General features: G+C 38.8%; 12 protein-coding genes and 1 riboswitch. Of the genes, 8 read left to right on the top strand and 4 right to left on the bottom strand.

Annotation, left to right across the window (positions count from 1 at the left end; all coding sequences use genetic code 11):
• Positions 1–5: 5 nt before the first annotated feature.
• Positions 6–115, bottom strand: a riboswitch (SAM riboswitch).
• Positions 116–537: 422 nt separating this feature from the next.
• Positions 538–1,437 (top strand): EamA family transporter, encoded by a 900-nt coding sequence (locus J2S13_RS09950; RefSeq protein WP_307257597.1) that lies wholly within the window; start codon positions 538–540, stop codon positions 1,435–1,437.
• Between the two features lie 89 nt (positions 1,438–1,526).
• On the opposite strand, the gene J2S13_RS09945 is transcribed toward J2S13_RS09950, so the two are convergent.
• From J2S13_RS09945 to J2S13_RS09935, 3 genes are all read right to left on the bottom strand, one after another.
• Complete coding sequence (locus J2S13_RS09945) at positions 1,527–1,754, bottom strand: hypothetical protein (protein ID WP_307257596.1); 228 nt, start codon at positions 1,752–1,754, stop codon at positions 1,527–1,529.
• Positions 1,755–2,653: 899 nt separating this feature from the next.
• Positions 2,654–3,661 carry a rod-share determining protein MreBH gene (gene mreBH, locus J2S13_RS09940; protein WP_307257595.1) on the bottom strand — a complete coding sequence of 336 codons (1,008 nt, stop codon included), beginning with the start codon at positions 3,659–3,661 and terminating at the stop codon, positions 2,654–2,656.
• Between the two features lie 439 nt (positions 3,662–4,100).
• Positions 4,101–4,604, bottom strand: coding sequence for an acyl-CoA thioesterase (locus J2S13_RS09935; RefSeq protein ID WP_307257593.1), 504 nt, complete (start codon positions 4,602–4,604; stop codon positions 4,101–4,103).
• A 307-nt stretch (positions 4,605–4,911) separates the two neighbouring features.
• Here J2S13_RS09935 and J2S13_RS09930 point away from each other — a divergent pair, with 307 nt between their 5' ends.
• Genes J2S13_RS09930 through argF form a run of 3 tightly spaced genes read left to right on the top strand, consistent with a single transcriptional unit; the run spans position 4,912 to position 9,426 of the window.
• On the top strand, positions 4,912–5,325 hold the full coding sequence (locus J2S13_RS09930) for a carbamoyl-phosphate synthase domain-containing protein (protein WP_307257592.1): 414 nt from the start codon (positions 4,912–4,914) through the stop codon (positions 5,323–5,325).
• 28 nt (positions 5,326–5,353) lie between these two features.
• On the top strand, positions 5,354–8,476 hold the full coding sequence (gene carB, locus J2S13_RS09925) for a carbamoyl-phosphate synthase (glutamine-hydrolyzing) large subunit (protein WP_307257591.1): 3,123 nt from the start codon (positions 5,354–5,356) through the stop codon (positions 8,474–8,476).
• Positions 8,473–9,426: an ornithine carbamoyltransferase gene (gene argF, locus J2S13_RS09920; RefSeq protein WP_307257590.1), complete on the top strand. Its 954-nt coding sequence runs from the start codon at positions 8,473–8,475 to the stop codon at positions 9,424–9,426. Before carB ends, argF begins: the two co-directional genes overlap by 4 nt.
• Before the next feature lie 134 nt (positions 9,427–9,560).
• On the opposite strand, the gene J2S13_RS09915 is transcribed toward argF, so the two are convergent.
• Entirely contained in the window at positions 9,561–10,568 is a 1,008-nt protein-coding gene (locus J2S13_RS09915; RefSeq protein WP_307257589.1) for a YeiH family protein, read from the bottom strand.
• A 107-nt stretch (positions 10,569–10,675) separates the two neighbouring features.
• Between J2S13_RS09915 and J2S13_RS09910 the strand changes: the two genes are divergently transcribed.
• The 4 genes from J2S13_RS09910 to J2S13_RS09895 all read left to right on the top strand — a co-directional run bounded on the left by J2S13_RS09910 (position 10,676) and on the right by J2S13_RS09895 (position 16,304).
• Complete coding sequence (locus tag J2S13_RS09910) at positions 10,676–11,560, top strand: LysR family transcriptional regulator (protein ID WP_307257588.1); 885 nt, start codon at positions 10,676–10,678, stop codon at positions 11,558–11,560.
• 242 nt (positions 11,561–11,802) lie between these two features.
• The gene (locus tag J2S13_RS09905) at positions 11,803–13,872 is read left to right on the top strand and encodes a hypothetical protein (RefSeq protein WP_307257587.1); all 2,070 of its coding nucleotides are present in this window, start codon (positions 11,803–11,805) and stop codon (positions 13,870–13,872) included.
• Positions 13,873–13,886: 14 nt separating this feature from the next.
• Positions 13,887–15,857: a beta-propeller fold lactonase family protein gene (locus J2S13_RS09900; protein WP_370874014.1), complete on the top strand. Its 1,971-nt coding sequence runs from the start codon at positions 13,887–13,889 to the stop codon at positions 15,855–15,857.
• A 246-nt stretch (positions 15,858–16,103) separates the two neighbouring features.
• Positions 16,104–16,304, top strand: coding sequence for a cold-shock protein (locus J2S13_RS09895; protein ID WP_307257586.1), 201 nt, complete (start codon positions 16,104–16,106; stop codon positions 16,302–16,304).
• Positions 16,305–17,286: the final 982 nt, after the last annotated feature.

Genomic DNA, 17,286 nt, shown 5'->3' with positions numbered 1-17,286 from the left:
TTTCCTCCTTATCTTCCAAACTACGATTGTTGTAGTTTGCTGGATTTAGCACCTGACCAATTGGCTGGTTGCTGAGGTTTCTTTGGGCCAGTCCCTCCACCTCTCTGGATAAGAACAACAATATTAATTTTGACTATAATCATATGCTATCTAGGATTAATCGTCAAGGTGTAATTTGAAATTTCTGAAATATCTTTATAAACCCCTTTTACTTCCTATCGGTTAACAGTATTTACAGAATTAGTTTTTCAAGGAGAAATCTTCTTGTATATCTTGAAAATTCAGGCTATTTAAAAGGGATTGATGAAACATGAAAAGACGTACTATACTATGTGTATATTTGAAATTCAGGGAAGTGCCAACTAAAGGCCCTCCTATTTCTTTGCAAAAGGCTTATTTTGTTCCTTTATTGAATCATAGCAGATTGTGATGGATCATCGGCGGAAAAATCAGATGGAACTTATTGTGAAACATCGTATTTTTTCCTGAAATCAACCATCTTTTAAAAAAAGTCATCGAGAAAGGAGGACATAAAAGATGAATCAGTTTCGCTATTCGTTATTTGTTTTGATTGGGGCATGTAGTTATGGGATCCATGCCTCTATTGTAAAACTGACGATTGCAGCCGGATTTACAGTCGGTCAAGTGACAGGAAGCCAGTACCTTTTTGGACTTGCCATGTTGATGGCTGTTTATTTTTTTACAAAAAGAGTAAAAATGAGTTGGAAGGATGTCAGTTCTTTAATGACGGTCGGGTTATTGCTTAGTGCGACGGGGATTTTTTATGGATTGAGTTTAGCAAGGGTACCGGCGTCGATTGCAGTTGTGATGTTATTCCAATTTACGTGGATTGGAATCTTAATTGAAGCGATTTATCATCGAGCAATGCCATCCAACCAGAAATTGATTTCTGTTGTTTTTTTATGGGCTGGAACATTGTTAGCTGGTGGAGTTGGTTCGACGAATTTTCAATGGGGAGAACATTTGGATGGTGTCGTATATGGGTTGCTTGCGGCGATCACGTTTGCACTGTTTATTTTTTACAGTGGGAAAGTAGCACCTGGTGTACCGACGATTCAACGAAGTGTTTTTATTACAAGCGGGGGGCTCCTTCTCGTTCTTTTCTATGTTTCACCGATCTTGATTGTAGATGGGGTCTTGACTACTGGATTATGGAAATATGGCCTATTATTAGGGATATTCGGAACGATCCTGCCAGTTGTCTTCTTCGCGATTGGAACACCTAAGATTGATTCAGGATTAGCGACGATTGTAGGGGCAGCTGAGCTTCCAGCAGCTATTGTCGCAGCTTTATTTATTTTGGGGGAAGCAGTTTCCTTCCTACAAATGACCGGAATCATGATTATCCTTATTGGGATTGCTATTCCACAAATTCATTTTCCAACCCATCGTCCGAAACGATCATTTTCAAGATAATAAATCATCCATCCTCATTGGCTAGTCCGATGGGGATTTTGCTTTTATTCTCAGAAAGATGGATATATAGGAAAAGAAGCGCCAGGTGATTAAAAAAAAGACTGCTTCACCTTTTGAAATAATCGGAAATAATATTTAAACTCGTCAAATAAAAGATGATCATGCTCAGAAAAATCAAAAGCGGTCAAAAATTGAGCTAATACATCTTCCTCAACATGATCAAGCATGGCGGAAATTTCAATCGGCCCCCTCAAAGAATCGTATAAATGGCCGCAATTACAAGTGTGAAATGTATAAGCGATTTGTTGTTCAGTCATCGATGAATCCTCCTTTGGTCTTATTATGTCCAAAAATACGGAGTTTTAACTTGATTATTCCATATAGGGGAAAAATGGGGGGCGGATTAGATAAATATGCAAGGAAATAGTCAAATGCCAGCGAACTAACGTCTCGAAATGTTCGGCGAAGAGGTGCACGGTGCAAATATCGTTAGAAGAAGCGCATAAAATCTCTGGAAATAGGCATATATGCTGGGAAATGGGCAAATCCGCATAGAACAAGTGCAAAAGCCCTCGGGAAATCATCAAATATCATTGGGAAATAAGCAAAACCCCGTGAGCAAGCCTCACAGCGATTAAAAAGTAATGTTCGGATGGGAGGTGCAAATATTGTGAGAAGAAGTGCATAAAATCACGGGAAATAAGCATATACACTGGGAAATGAGCAAATCCGCATAGAATAAGTGCAAAAGCCCTTGGGAAATCATCAAATATCATTGGGAAATAAGCAAAACCCCGTGAGCAAGCCTCACAGCGATTAAAAAGTAATGTTCGGATGGGAGGTGCAAATATTGTGAGAAGAAGTGCATAAAATCACGGGAAATAGGCATATATGCTGGGAAATGGGCAAATCCGCATAGAACAAGCGCAAAAGCCCTTGGGAAATCATCAAATATCATTTGGAAATAAGCAAAACCCCGTGAGCAAACCTCACAGCGATTAAAAAGTAATGTTCGGATGGGAGGTGCAAATATTGTGAGAAGAAGTGCATAAAATCACGGGAAATAAGCATATACACTGGGAAATGAGCAAATCCGCATAGAATAAGTGCAAAAGCCCTCGGGAAATCATCAAAAGCCTAAGGGAAATATGCAAATCCCTTAAACGAGCACCGGTATTTTTTAAATAAAAAAGCAAGTCCGCATGTAAGCGACTTGCTATCGTAAGGCTTTTTGTAATTTATTAATGATATTTAAGGATCGTCCTGTACCAATTACAACCGATTCTAGAGGGTTGGGGGCTAGGTGAACGGGAACAATGATTTCTTGACTTAACCACTCTTGCATTCCTTGCAGAAGTGAGCCACCGCCTGTTAATATAACACCTCGGTCAACAATATCACCACTTAATTCTGGTGGGGAATTTTCCAGTGTAACTCGTATCGTTTCTAACACTTGGAGTAGAGATTCTTTTAATGCCCCTTGAATTTCCTTAGAGTGAATCGAGATCGTTTTTGGCAAACCTGTCACAAGGTCACGACCGCGAACATCCATCTTTTTTACATCGTGGTCGATAAGAGCCATGCCGATTTCTATCTTCACTTGTTCAGCTGTTCGTTCGCCAATTAATAGATTATATTGCTTCCGGATGTATTGAATAATATCTTCATCCATCCGGTCACCGCCTACCCGAATGGAGTTGCAGGATACAACACCTCCATAGGAGATGATGGCTACTTCTGTTGTTCCGCCTCCAATATCGACAATCACATTTGCAATGGGTTCTTCGACAGGCAAATCTGCTCCGATCGCAGCTGCAACAGGTTCTTCAATTAAATGTACGGTTTTTGCACCAAAGCTTTTAATGGCATCATGGATCGCCCGTTTTTCTACAGAAGTTGCTCCAGACGGGGTACATACCACAACATTTGGTTTTCTAATGGAAAATCCTAATGCTTTCCCAGCCTTCTTCATCACGTCTTTTAGCATTTCAGCTGTCATATCAAAATCTGCGATGACACCATCTCTTAATGGTCTTAATGCTGTAACTTTCCCAGGAGTTTTTCCAATCATGTTTTTCGCCTCAAGTCCGGTTGCTAACACTTTCATGGTCGCTGTATCAATTGCAACTACAGCAGGCTCATTAATTACAATTCCTTTATTTTTACTATAGACGAGCAAGTTTGCTGTACCTAAGTCAATTCCAATTTCAGTTTGTGAGAACATATAGCTTCCTCCAAATTAATTTCCTTCTTATACTTGTCCTATCTAGTATAAGAGGGGGAAATTAGGAATGTATATGGATAGAATGTACCATAAGATTTTTGTTACAAAATTCAACAATATATTACAGTAAGCTATCCATTGTTCTAACGGTAGTTTTAATAAAAAACAGGCCAAAATCATCAACATGATGTTAACGAAATTTAATCTTTGTAAAGAGAAAAGTTTCCAATGGCTAATGTTTATGCTCCAATTAGGTAATTGGGGTTAGATCATTCTAGTTAGATAAGGATAAGCTAAAATGACCGGCATGACCGTAAAAAGATGGGGAACCTGTGTTTTATACATCAAAAAATACGCCAAAGAGGCGTATTTTTTTTGTGAAAAGTGGATTTGTCCCGCCTCGATGGGCAGTAAAACCTCCACTTAATGAAGTTTTACATTATAATTTTGAGAAAAATTGAGCAAGTTCTTGGCTGTGTTTTTTTCTAGCTTTCCGATGTTCCGCACGATTATTAGCTGTTTCATTCAACCATTTTTCTTCTTCAGACTCTGGAACGACTTCAGGGATCACAGTTGGTCTTCCATTTTCGTCAAGAGCGACAAAAGTTAAAAACGAAATAGCTGCCACGTCTTTGTCCCCTGTTAGTAAATTTTCCGAAGTTACTTTTACGAATACTTCCATACTTGTACGACCAGTGTAGGAAACCATCGCTTCTAAAGTAACAGCATCTCCAACGCGGATTGGTTTTAAAAAGTCAACGGAGTCAGTAGAAGCTGTAACAACTGGTTTTCTTGCTAGTTTCGTCGCTGTAATGGATGCGATATCATCTATATAGGCCATTAGTTTCCCACCAAAAAGGGTCCCATGTTGATTTGTATCTGGCGGTAAAACATAGCTTGTTTTGACCGAAAGGGTATCACGCATTAATCTAGTTTCTCTCATTTACTTTCACCTCTAAAGTTGTCTCTGCTTAACGAAGTAAGCTATTCATAAAAGCTGAAAAGTTCCCGCCGCAGATTGATTACATGACTATTGTACACTATTTACTTTGTACAAACGAAAAAAAAGTACTCAAAATAAAAAGACGAAAGTTTTAGACTTTTTGAAAGGGGTTCATCTTGTTCCTATGGTTATTCTTGGATAGGTATTTTCAATAAATAGTAAAAAATCAGAAAATGATATTGTATTTTCATTCTGTTTGATGTATAAATATTAAATAAGGTGAATTGTTTTGAAGGGGAGAACAATAATGAACGGAATGATGATGTTAGAAACTGGGGAAAGCTATCCCTGTAAATGTGAACATATGGAAGACCTTGAGGTAAACGGAGAGCTGATCTTTTATACAGGAATGACTGGATATGAGGATGCACTATTCGATCCACAATATAAAGGGAAATATCTTATTTTTTCTAATCCTTTAATTGGTATACGTGGGATTGCAAATTCATTAAAGGATGTCCCCCCTACAGTGGCGGGGGTGATCGTGTATCAAATTTGGAATAAGTCTTTTCCGATGGATACTTTTTTACCTTTGAAGGAGTATTTATCTAAGTGGAGGATTCCATTATTCATTGAAGTAGACACAAGGTCACTTATTCAATCCATTTGTCAATCGAATGGAACTACTTTCAAATTTATCGTTGAGGAAAAAGTGAAATAGGGCGATCGTCACGAAGGGGGCACTTAATATGACAAAGCGTTTAAATGTAAAGAAAATATTAGTCATCGGCTCGGGACCGATCGTCATCGGGCAGGCGGCAGAATTCGATTATGCTGGAACACAGGCATGCATGGCACTGAAGGAAGATGGTTACGAAGTCATTCTTGTGAATAATAATCCAGCGACCATTATGACAGATGAAATCTTTGCGGATGCCATCTACTGTGAACCGTTAACAGTAGAAACGGTGGAGAAAATTATCCAAAAGGAACGACCAGATGCCTTACTTGCAACATTTGGTGGGCAAACTGGATTGAATTTAGCAAAACAATTGTCTGAACAAGGGATTGTTCAAAAGTATGGCGTAAAGGTGATTGGAACATCCATTGATTCTATTCAAAAAGGAGAGGACCGCAGCCTTTTCCGACAGTTGATGGTTGAAATCGGAGAGCCTGTTCCAGAAAGCTCGATCGTTTCAACAGCGGAAGAAGCAATCGCTTTTGCGAATGATATTGGATATCCCGTTATCATTCGACCAGCCTATACGTTAGGAGGAACTGGTGGTGGATTTGCTCATAATGAAGTTGAATTAAAGGGGAAAGTGGAGAAAGGATTAAAGGAGAGCCCAATCCATCAATGTTTAATTGAGAGAAGTATTGCAGGGTGGAAAGAAGTTGAATATGAAGTAATGCGTGATGCGAGTGGCACATGTATTACGATTTGCAATATGGAAAATATCGATCCAGTTGGAATTCACACAGGAGATTCGATCGTTGTTGCCCCTGTTCAAACGTTAACCCATGAAGAACAAATGATGCTAAAAACATCTGCCATTAAAATTATCTCGGCTTTGGAGATTATTGGGGGATGTAACATCCAATTTGCTCTCCATCCAGACAATCAGCAGTATTATTTAATTGAAGTGAACCCCCGTGTCAGTCGATCTTCAGCACTTGCATCAAAAGCGACTGGTTACCCAATTGCTTGGATTGCGGCAAAACTTTCAACAGGTTGGATGTTAGATCAACTGAAAAATCCAGTCACTCAGTCAACGTTTGCTCATATTGAACCAACGATTGATTATATTGCATTGAAATTCCCGCGCTGGCCTTTTGATAAATTCCAACAAGTGGATCGTAAATTAACGACACAAATGAAGGCGACAGGGGAGATCATGGCGGTTGACCGCACGTTTGAAAGAGCCATTCAAAAAGCAGTTGTTTCACTTGAAGGTGATCAACAAGGATTAATTTTACCTGAGCTAAAAGGATGGTCTAAAGAACAATTGTTAGACATCATCGTAGAAGCAGATGATCGCCGTTTTTTTGCCCTTTTAGAAATGCTACGCAAAGGAGAGTCTGTTGAATTCCTTCATAGTCAAACAAAAATCGATCTGTTTTTCTTAAATGTCATGAAAAGCTTAATCGATTTAGAACGAGAAATAAGTGGTCTTAGTCTCCAAGAGGTTTCGAAAGAGCAGCTTTTTCATTGGAAACAAAAAGGTTTCTCAGATGAGGCCATCGCTGCTTTATTAAGTGCGAAATCAATAGACGTTACAGCGAAGCGGAAAGAATTTGGAATTATTCCAAGCTATAAAAATATTGATACATGTGCAGGCCTACACCCGTCAGCTTCTCATTATTATTATTCCACTTATGGTGGTAAGAACGAGCAAGCGAAGTCTGATAAGGAGAAGGTACTCATTATTGGTAGTGGTCCAATTCGGATCGGGCAGGGAATTGAGTTTGACTACTGCTCAGTCCATGGAGTGATGGAGTTAAAAGAAGCAGGCTATGAAACGATTATGATTAATAATAACCCTGAAACGGTGAGTACTGATTTTGTGACAGCCGACCGTCTTTACTTTGAACCTTTAACACTTGAATCTGTAATGGATGTTATTGAGGCAGAAGGAGTAGACAAAGTCATCGTACAATTAGGGGGACAAACGGCCATTTCACTAGCACATGATCTAGAACGTGCCGGATTAGATCTTCTCGGTACGACTGGGGAATTGATCGATTTATTAGAGGATCGCCAATTGTTCTATCAACTTTTAGATGAACTGAAAATACCGCATATTGAAGGGGATATCGCTGAATCGTATGAGGATTTAATGGGGATAACGGAAAAAATACCATTTCCGATTTTGATTCGTCCATCATATGTCATCGGTGGGAAAGGGATGCACCGCTTTTATTCGAAAGAAAGCTTCGAGCAGTGGTTGAATAGCTATGATAAGATCCAATATCCAGTATTAGTGGATCGATATTTACCTGGAAAAGAAGTGGAAGCAGATATTTTATGTGATGGGGAACAGGTTTCCATGCCAGCAATCATTGAACATATTGAAAAAGCCGGCATTCATTCTGGAGACAGTATGGCGATCCTCCCAGCTGTCAGTTTAAAAAAGGACGAAGAGCAGAAAATATTTGAATATGCACAAAAGCTTGTAAAGAAATTGTCCTATAAAGGAATTATGAACATTCAATATGTTCTATATGACGGAGTTGTTTACGTATTAGAGGTGAACCCACGGGCAAGCCGAACTGTGCCTCTCGTTAGTAAAGTGTGCGGGATGAATGCGGCACGTGAATCTGTTTTACTGATGACGGGGAAGAAACAACTGCCCATAGCGTCGATGCCCATTTTCTCGCATGAAACGGATGGAAATTACGCAGTAAAATATCCAGTGTTCTCAAATTTTGCTTTGCAAGGTTTGGATACATTAGTAGGTCCAGAAATGAAAGCAACTGGAGAAGGGATCGCCTTCGGGAAAACTGTTGAAGAAGCTTTACACAAGATCTTTTTACCACAAAAAAATAAGAAACCATACGGGAAGGAATTGTATTGTTTAACCGATGAGATAGATAAAGAACTGTTGAAGAATGCGGAACATGCAGGATTAGCCGTCGTAACGGACGTTAAGATAAAAGAGTGGACTAAGAAAGAAGAAGCGTTTGTATTTTATGCCCCTTGCGAAGATGAGAAGAGCAAAGTAGAACGGATGATTGCAGAGCAAAGTAGAATGCTCACATTTACAGAGAAAGAATCTCTAATGGCCTTTCTATCAAGTCTGCATGTAACAGGATATGAAGTGGCCCCACTACAACAATGGAAAATGAAAAAACCTGAGGTGATGAAACTATGACAACGGCGCAAAATGTAAAGGAACTAACTTTAAAAGGGAAGGATTTATTAACATTACTAGATTATTCAATTGAAGATGTAAAAAACCTAATCTATCTAGCTGCTGATATGAAAAAGAATCCTGAAAAATATCAAGACAGTTTAAAAGGGCAAATTCTTGGAATGATTTTCGAGAAAAACTCAACTCGTACAAGAGTTTCATTTGAAGCGGCAATGCTCCAGCTAGGAGGACATGGGATCTTTTTAAGCAGCCATGATACACAACTCGGTCGCGGGGAAACTATTGAAGATACAGGGAAGGTATTATCAGGATATTTAGACGGAATTATGATCCGCACACATGGTCATTCTAGAATTGAGGCAATTGCGGAAGCAGCGACTGTCCCAGTGATCAACGGATTAACGGATTTATATCATCCTTGTCAAGCATTGGCAGATCTATTAACCGTGTATGAAGTAAAGGGATCATTTAAAGGAAAGAAAATCGTTTATGTTGGGGATGGAAATAATGTCGCGCATTCATTAATGATTGGCGCTGCCATGGTTGGAATGGATGTTGCTGTGTCTACACCAGAAGGATATGAACCGAATGAAGAAATCGTGAAGAAGGCACAAAAGATCGGCGAAGAAACAGGTGCAACGGTGGAAGTAATCGGTAACCCAGATGAAGCTGTCGTTGGAGCGGATGTCATTTATACTGATGTATGGACGAGTATGGGACAAGAGGAAGAACAAGAGAAACGTTTACAATCATTTGCTAACTATCAAGTAAATGAAAGCCTCATGTCGAAAGCAAAGCCAGATTGCACTTTTATGCATTGTTTGCCAGCTCATCGTGGTGAAGAAGTGTCAGCTGAAGTGATGGATGGATCCGCATCTGTCGTATTCCAAGAGGCGGAAAATCGCCTTCATGCTCAAAAAGCGGTGTTATATTGCTTAATGAAAAAGTAGTTTATTAAATTCTTAATAGTTGTGGCTCCTTGCTGCTTCCATGTCAACTGCTCATCCTCTCTATCGTAATGAATAGGACAGAAGGGATGGGCAGTTGCTTGTTATAGTAGGGAAACCACTTCTGTTGATAGAAATTAGGTTAAGAGCAAGTACCAAATAGTAGACAGGGCCAACGATGTCATCAATAAAGCGATAAGTGGACGTAGCGCTTTTCGTTTCATTTCTTGAAAACTAACATTTAGGCCTAGCCCTGTCATGGCCATCGTTAATAAAAATGTTCCCATGGTAGAAATCAAATCTATCGAATGTTCGGAAATCACCCCATGCTCCATTCCAAATGTCCCAATGAAACTCGTTAACAAGAAACCTAGTAAAAACCACGGGAAAGGGATCTTCGATTGAATTTTCTCTTTTTTTGTTCTTCTTTTCATCCAAAATACAAGGATAAAACAAACGGGAATTAATAATAATACCCGGCTAAGCTTGGCTAACAATGCCATTGTTAGTGCATCATCCCCACCTGCTGCTCCGGCTAAAGCTACATGTGCAATTTCGTGCAAACTAATCCCTGACCATTCCCCATATGAAACTAGTGAAAGCCCGGAATGGGGAAGTATGGCTGTATACCCTAATGCGAAAATGGTTCCAATCAAAGCAATCATGCCCACACTTATTGCTGTATCTTCATCTTTTGATTGAATAATGGGGGAAGCAGCAGCGATCGCCGCGGCCCCACAAATTCCCGTTCCAATTCCAAGTAGTAAAGAAATCATTGGATCCGCTTTTAACCATTTAGCGATCAGCATCGTAACCGCAATGGAAAAAATGATTGTTAATATGCCTTTTCCAAGAAGGCCAAGACCATCATTGAATACGAGGTAAATATTTAATTTAAAGCCATATAAAACAATAGCAAATCTCAAGATAAATTTTCCTACAAACTCGATTCCAGTTCGGAGTTTTTCCGGATATCCAAACAACTGTCGATAAAGAATAGCTAGAAGAATGGCGCAGGCCATCGCCCCGATTTTACCGAAAAAAGGCAAGAGGGAAAGCGCTGTTCCAACTAAGGCAATGAAAGTTGTAAACCCAACTCCCCCCCAGAAAAATCGGTCTGACAACTTCTGTTTCATTTGCTCCATTGTTGTAGCCTCCAATCCTTATATTCACCATATCGCAATCACTGATATAATAGAAATTAATCATTTTTATATTTACGATAAGTAATTACTTATAGTGGAGGAGTAAAGTGGAACAAAAGCTGAAGGTGTTTTTAACAGTAGCGAACCATTTGAATTTTTCTCGAGCGGCTGAAGAACTTTACATTACCCAACCTGCAGTCAGTCAATATGTAAAGGCTTTAGAGGATGAGCTTCAGATCAAACTAATCGAAAGAACGAATAAAACAGTCAGATTGACGAAAGCAGGAAGCATTGTTGCCTTTTATTCTGAAGAGATTGAGATGTTGTATCAAAAGATGCACCAAGCCATTGAAGATTTAACAAGTGAGGTGGCTGGGGATTTATCCATTGGGGCAAGTTATTCATTTGGAGAATATATTTTGCCCCATATACTTGCTCCATTTCTCGCCACATTCCCAAAGGTGAAGCCGAACATTTCTATTGGGAACACCCACGATATTGTTGAAAAACTTATGAAGCATGAAATTGATTTAGGAATTGTGGAGGGAAGTGTTTCTCAAAGTAAAGTTAAGCTGGAGAAAATTGCAACCGATACAATGTACATCATTGGAGGGAAGGGGTGGAAAAATCAAACAGATGCCGAAACCCTTGAAGAAGAGGCATGGATCGTACGGGAAAAAGGCTCAGGGACACGTGAAGCGGTCGAATTATTTTTTGAAAAATATAATTTAAAACCGAAGAAATTATTAGAATTTGGAAGTACACAAATTATTAAGGAATCGGTTGAAGCAGGACTTGGAATTTCGCTATTGTCTAAATGGACCGTTAGAAAGGAAGTCGAGCTTAATAGATTACAAATGATTGGAAAAGAACAATATTATTACAATCGTGACTTTTTCGCAGTTACATCGAACTACCCATTCACAACGAAAGCGATTACGACATTTTTGCAATTTCTCCGTACTTTTTTTGAAAAAACGGACCAAGAATAGAAGGAACTTTTACGGCGACCTGTCTCCTAGTGCTTGTGGTCAAAAACGGATCCTATAAAGAAACCGTGTTATCTTTGGGAGCATGACTATTTGTTTGCCGGCACTGAACAGTCGCCTCCGTTTTTTTTGCCCCATTGAAAAAACGAAAAAGATATTGATAATCATTATCATCATATGTATAATAATTAACAGTTATTGATAAAAAGTATCAATTATACACGTACATAAAGGGGTCTTTAGACATGAGTAAATTACCATGGAATGTATTTTCCAAAGTGGCTGTAGTTTCAGCCCTATTTCTTGCTGGCTGTGGAGCGGACCAAGCCAAAGATGAGAAGAAATCAGAAAAAGAGACAGCGAAGGCATCTGTCAAGGTAACCGATTATACCTTTGATACAGCAGCCAATATGTTCGCTTATAGTGAATTTGAACTCTCTGGTGAACCATTAGCTGAAGGATTAGGATTAGATTTAGATGTGTTAGATCCACAAAAAGTCAATAAGCCAACGAAATTTGATTATACGGCGGGAATTGAATCTTATGAATACTCGGAAGAAGCAATGTATGAAGTAGTCGAGAAATCTGGTTTCGGTCTTCATCTTGTTCATGGTCCTGCGATCCAACAATTGGCGAAGAAGCAGGGAAAACAACCAGAACAATTGCTTGGGGAAAGATTTTATTCTTTAGCTGATGCGGTTGGCTATCCTCGTGAAGAAATTTTCTCAAATATGTATCCAACATTTATGGAATACTCCAAAGGTGATCCACATTATGCTCAAAAGGTTGATACGAAAAAATATGCAGAAAATGACGATGGAACTTATGTACCTAAATATCAAGTAAACTTTGAATCTCTTCGTTGGGATCGCGATAAAATGGAAAAAGCACTTGTCCCCTCTGCTTACGGAAGTGTTTTCTTAAAACAAGCACTTTGGGCGGGTGACTTCCTAGGTGGTTTCCATACAGTCGATGGGGATGAGGAGCTTGCAGGAGAAACACCAAAAGATGATGAAGATCAAAACATTGCACTTGGAGTGAGTTCTGCGGATGGTATGCAAGGGATGATTTTAACGGAAGAGATTTGGAATAAGCTTCTATATATTCGTAATCACTTATTCTATGATTCTAAAACAAATCAATTACAGGCAGCAAAAATGGGAGTAAACTATGACCCTGCTAAAGGACTTGTCTATTTACCACATCAAATTGCTGTTACAGAAGACGGGAATGAGGCAGCTGCCATGGCGAAACAGCTGAAGGTAACCGATGCGAAAAGTGTCCTAAATGATCAATGGCTCATGCTTTGGCCATCTGCAGAATTTTTTGGAATGACAGATCAACGTCCTGAAAATAAAAATGTTGCTCCATCTTTCCAAGCGTTATTTGACGGGGATCCTTTCCCACAGGGAGCAGGGGAAAATATTGATTCAAATGCAAATAATGACATTACAGCAGATGATCCGTACTCGGTCAATCGTGACATTATGCTTCACGTATTTAAAAACATCCGTGCGATGCATTTTAATAACAAAGAGGGTGTCTTTGTTCACGAACATGATGGCAAGCAACAAGGGACATATGTGGACACATTTGAAGCGGGCTATACGATGGAAGCATTGCGGATTTTCCAACGTGCGATTGATGGATTGCCTGTTGGGTATGCAAGTGGAGAAGCAGCAAAAGGTTTAGAAACGGAAGAAGGAAAACTTGCGATTGACATGATTCGTAAGCAGGCGGATTTTATGTTGACTCATCTTGTTCAAAAAGATGGATTAGTAGCAAGTGGCTATGAAATTGGAAAAGGTGTCAAGGATGAAGTTACACTAAAAGCTCAACTCGGTGCCATTCGTGGTTTAACGGCCGCATTCTTAGCAACGGAAGACGAGAAATATCGGGAAGCAGCTCGCGAGTTGTATGTTTCTATGGAAAAAGAATTTTACGATAAAGAGTTAAAAATTTTACAGACGAAAGATGGAGAAATAAAGTATGATCCTACAACAGCTGGGGCATTATCAGCAGTTTTTCGTGTAGCGATTCAAAATTTAAGTAATCGTGACAATGGAGAACAGGAAAAAGCGTTGGAAATTGAAACGATTACTAAAAGATACACAGACTTTTACGATCTTGTTATCGATGGTCCGAACTTAAAAGAGGGAATGCAAACAAGTGAATTTTGGGACACAGGGGATGTCTATAAAGAAAAGGACAGGTCGGAAAACACAGATGGAGACACAGTCCCACAAGTTCAAGCAGGCCATGGTAAATATGGTATTGCCCCTGTACTCGTTCCAGTTGAAGTGAAAAAACGGTAAAAGAAGGTATGAACATGAGAAAAGGTTCACTTTTTTCCATTCTATTGATTCTAACCATGGGAATGATGGCTGCTTGTTCAAATGGGGTCACAAGTTCCAAGGAGAAGACAGAAATGATTCGCCAAAAGGCTGTTCATAGTAACAACATCCTCTCGACAGAAAAAGGAGACATGATTTTTACCGCAAATATGGACATTAATACGGTGTCGATCACTGACGTAAATAAGATGAAGGTTTTAGCGGAAATCCCAGTTGGAAAAGAACCTGTCCAACTGGCTTTATCCCCTGATGAAAAAACATTGTATGTCTCCTGTCGTTATAGTGGAACAGTTGATTTGATTTCGGTGAAGGATAAGAAAAAAATAGACACCATTCAAGTAGGCAATGAACCATTTGGCTTACTTACAAGCCAAGATGGACAAAAACTTTATGTCGCCAAATTTAGAGAAGACTCTGTGTCTGTTATTAACCTACATGATCAAAAAATAGTGAATGAGATTAAAGTAGGAGATCGTCCGCGGACATTAGCCTTAACTGCAGATGGTAAAAAACTATATGTACCTCAATATTTAGAAGGAACTATTTCTGTCGTAGATACGAAAAAGGAAAAAGTTAAAAAGGTGATCCCATTAGCTGAATCACCAGATCAATCTGATCGAAAAAAAAGCCAAGGAATCCCCAATACATTAGAGCAAATTGTGATTGCACCAGATGGTAAAACCGCTTGGGTAGCTCATTATTTAACGAATATTGATACCCCTATCCATTTTGAAGAAACGGTCTTTCCCGCTATTTCGGTGATTGACTTGGAAAAAGATAAAGAGATCGTGGATAAGCGGAAAGAACTATTTGCAGAAATCAATGTGACAGACAAACAAAATCAAACGATGATCGTCTCAAATCCTGCCGATATTGTGTTTCAATCAGATGGAAATAAAGCGTATGTTGTCATGTCTGGTAGTGAAGATTTAGTGGTGTTCGATTTGAAACGTGGCGGAAACGCAGTTCAAATATTACGAAGAATTGAGGGAAATAACCCTAGGGGAGCCGTTATTTCACCTGATGATCAAATGATTTATGTTCATAATGCGATGAGTCATGATATCGCAACCATTGATACAGGTGGTGACAGCTCATATGCCCGAGTGAAAAATGCTGGGGATAATATGAAGCTCATTAAAAAAGATCCACTATCCCCACTCGTTCGTGAAGGAAAAACGATTTTTTATAGTGCCAATAGTGAGGAATTTGCTACGGATATAACGGGAAATAACTGGATGAGCTGTGTTTCTTGCCATAGTGATGGCGAGTTAAACGGACTAACACTTACGACCCCAAAAGGACCGAGAAACCTTCCTTCTAATGTATTAACAACCGAAACAGGTCTGTTTATGTGGGATGGAAGCCGTGATGATTTTACCGACTACTTAATCACTGTTCAAACAGAAATGGGTGGCATGATGAAATACAAACAAAATGAACCGTTACCAAAAGATGTTCAGCATATGTATGATGCCATGTTTGCCTTCCTTAAAGAACCATCTTCATTTCCTGTACCGAAAAGTCCTTATCGGGAAAATGGAAAATTGTCGCAGGTTGCTTTAGAAGGGAAAGAACTTTTTGAAGGAAAAGGAAATTGTCTTTCTTGTCATGGAGGAAGTATGTTCACAGATAGTGTGAAAGCGGTCGGAAAAGATCATAAGCTTACAACGGATCGCACTGATTTCTTACATGATATCGGCACAGCAAGTTCATTAGATCAACCTTCAGATGGAGATGGAAGAGCTCAATTTACGAACCCTCGGGACGGAAAGAGTTTTGATACACCAACATTAAGGGGAGTATGGGCGACCGCACCTTATTTTCATGATGGAAGTGCAAAGACGATTGAAGAAACGATTGAACGACATCAATATGAATCAGCCCCGAATTTAACTAAAGGTGAAATAGCCAAAATTGCAGAATATGTACGTTCTATTGAATAAAAAATAAAAGATTGACTTTATAAAAAATATCCACTATAATAGACTTTGAAAAGGCTACTAAGTTTGAATTTAATCATATTGTTGGATATATGTAAGTCGTAGCTGCAATGAAGGGTGGGCGATTTTGGTAGTCCTTCTTCATTGATAGCTCGGCTTTTTATTTTGTCAATGATCACCGTTGAAAATAGATATATTACAAATGCATAAATAAACTTATAGTGAAATTACACATTAGGAGGAATTACAATGGTAACAGGTACAGTAAAATGGTTTAATGCAGAAAAAGGTTTTGGATTTATCGAAAGAGAAGGCGGAGATGATGTATTCGTACATTTTTCAGCTATTCAATCTGAAGGATTCAAATCATTAGACGAAGGTCAAGCTGTTACATTTGAAATCGTTGAAGGTAACCGTGGACCACAAGCTGCTAACGTTCAAAAAGCGTAAGTTGTCCATAAGATAAAGGTGGCACGACGAATGAAGTGCCACCTTTTTTTTATTGGTTAGCGTATAAAGTTTAGAAAAGTGGATCGCCTTTAAAAAAGTTGTCCACGTCTAGCTCCAGCGCCGATGATCAAGGCGCTTTTCGCATTTGTTCTTATCAATCTGTGTAAACACCTTATACATTCTTCAGAAATATCCCATCAACATTTTTCGTAAAAAATAAATTCTTTCCAATTGATTTTCTAAAGTAAAGTAAATGTTTTCAAAAGAAAAGTACGATGAGTAATATACTAAGAATCAGCCCCAGCGCCTAATATCATTTCCCCGGGGAGGCGTTATATATTTTGTTGTGATCATACCTGATTCATACTGGCACGGCCTAGGAGCCGTAAGGATGAAAGAGAGGTAGGGCTTTCGTTGTTTTAGGTTTCATACGAGAGGGCTGTAAAAGAGGAATGTTTAAAAAAGTTCTTTATTTAAATAGATTGTTGCTTGCCGGATAAAATGAATGGTTAATAATGGCTTTTAGCATCAATTATCACATCGAATTCTTCAACTTGTGACTAGAAATGGCTACAAAGTTTGTGAAAGTATTCTTTGTTAAAATTGATCAGTGTTTACCACTCACTATTGAAAGATTAAAAAAAATCATGATATATGTATTTGCTATGCGTATCGGAAGGTGCGCTTATTTTTTTTATAATTCTGGCTTACGTTTATAAGGGGGAGCTTAGCCGAGGAAACTTTTGTGGAAAAGTGTTCAATTTCATTTGGCAAAATAGTTGATTATAAATTTAGCCATTGACTAATCTCGTTCTTAAGTCCTCTTTTTTCATCCATGAAATAGCCCTAAATCATCTATGAAAAAAATATACTTCCATTTATTATCATATTTGAATACATATTTTGCTAATGGCCTTAATGAGATGGATATAGTTAATCAATAACATCAATGATTTGACACAATTATGCAGATTCGGGAGGT

Source organism: Oikeobacillus pervagus (assembly GCF_030813365.1).
Lineage (GTDB): Bacteria > Bacillota > Bacilli > Bacillales > DSM-23947 > Oikeobacillus > Oikeobacillus pervagus.
Note: the sequence above shows the minus strand (reverse complement) of the source record. Positions and strands in the feature narration are given on the sequence as shown.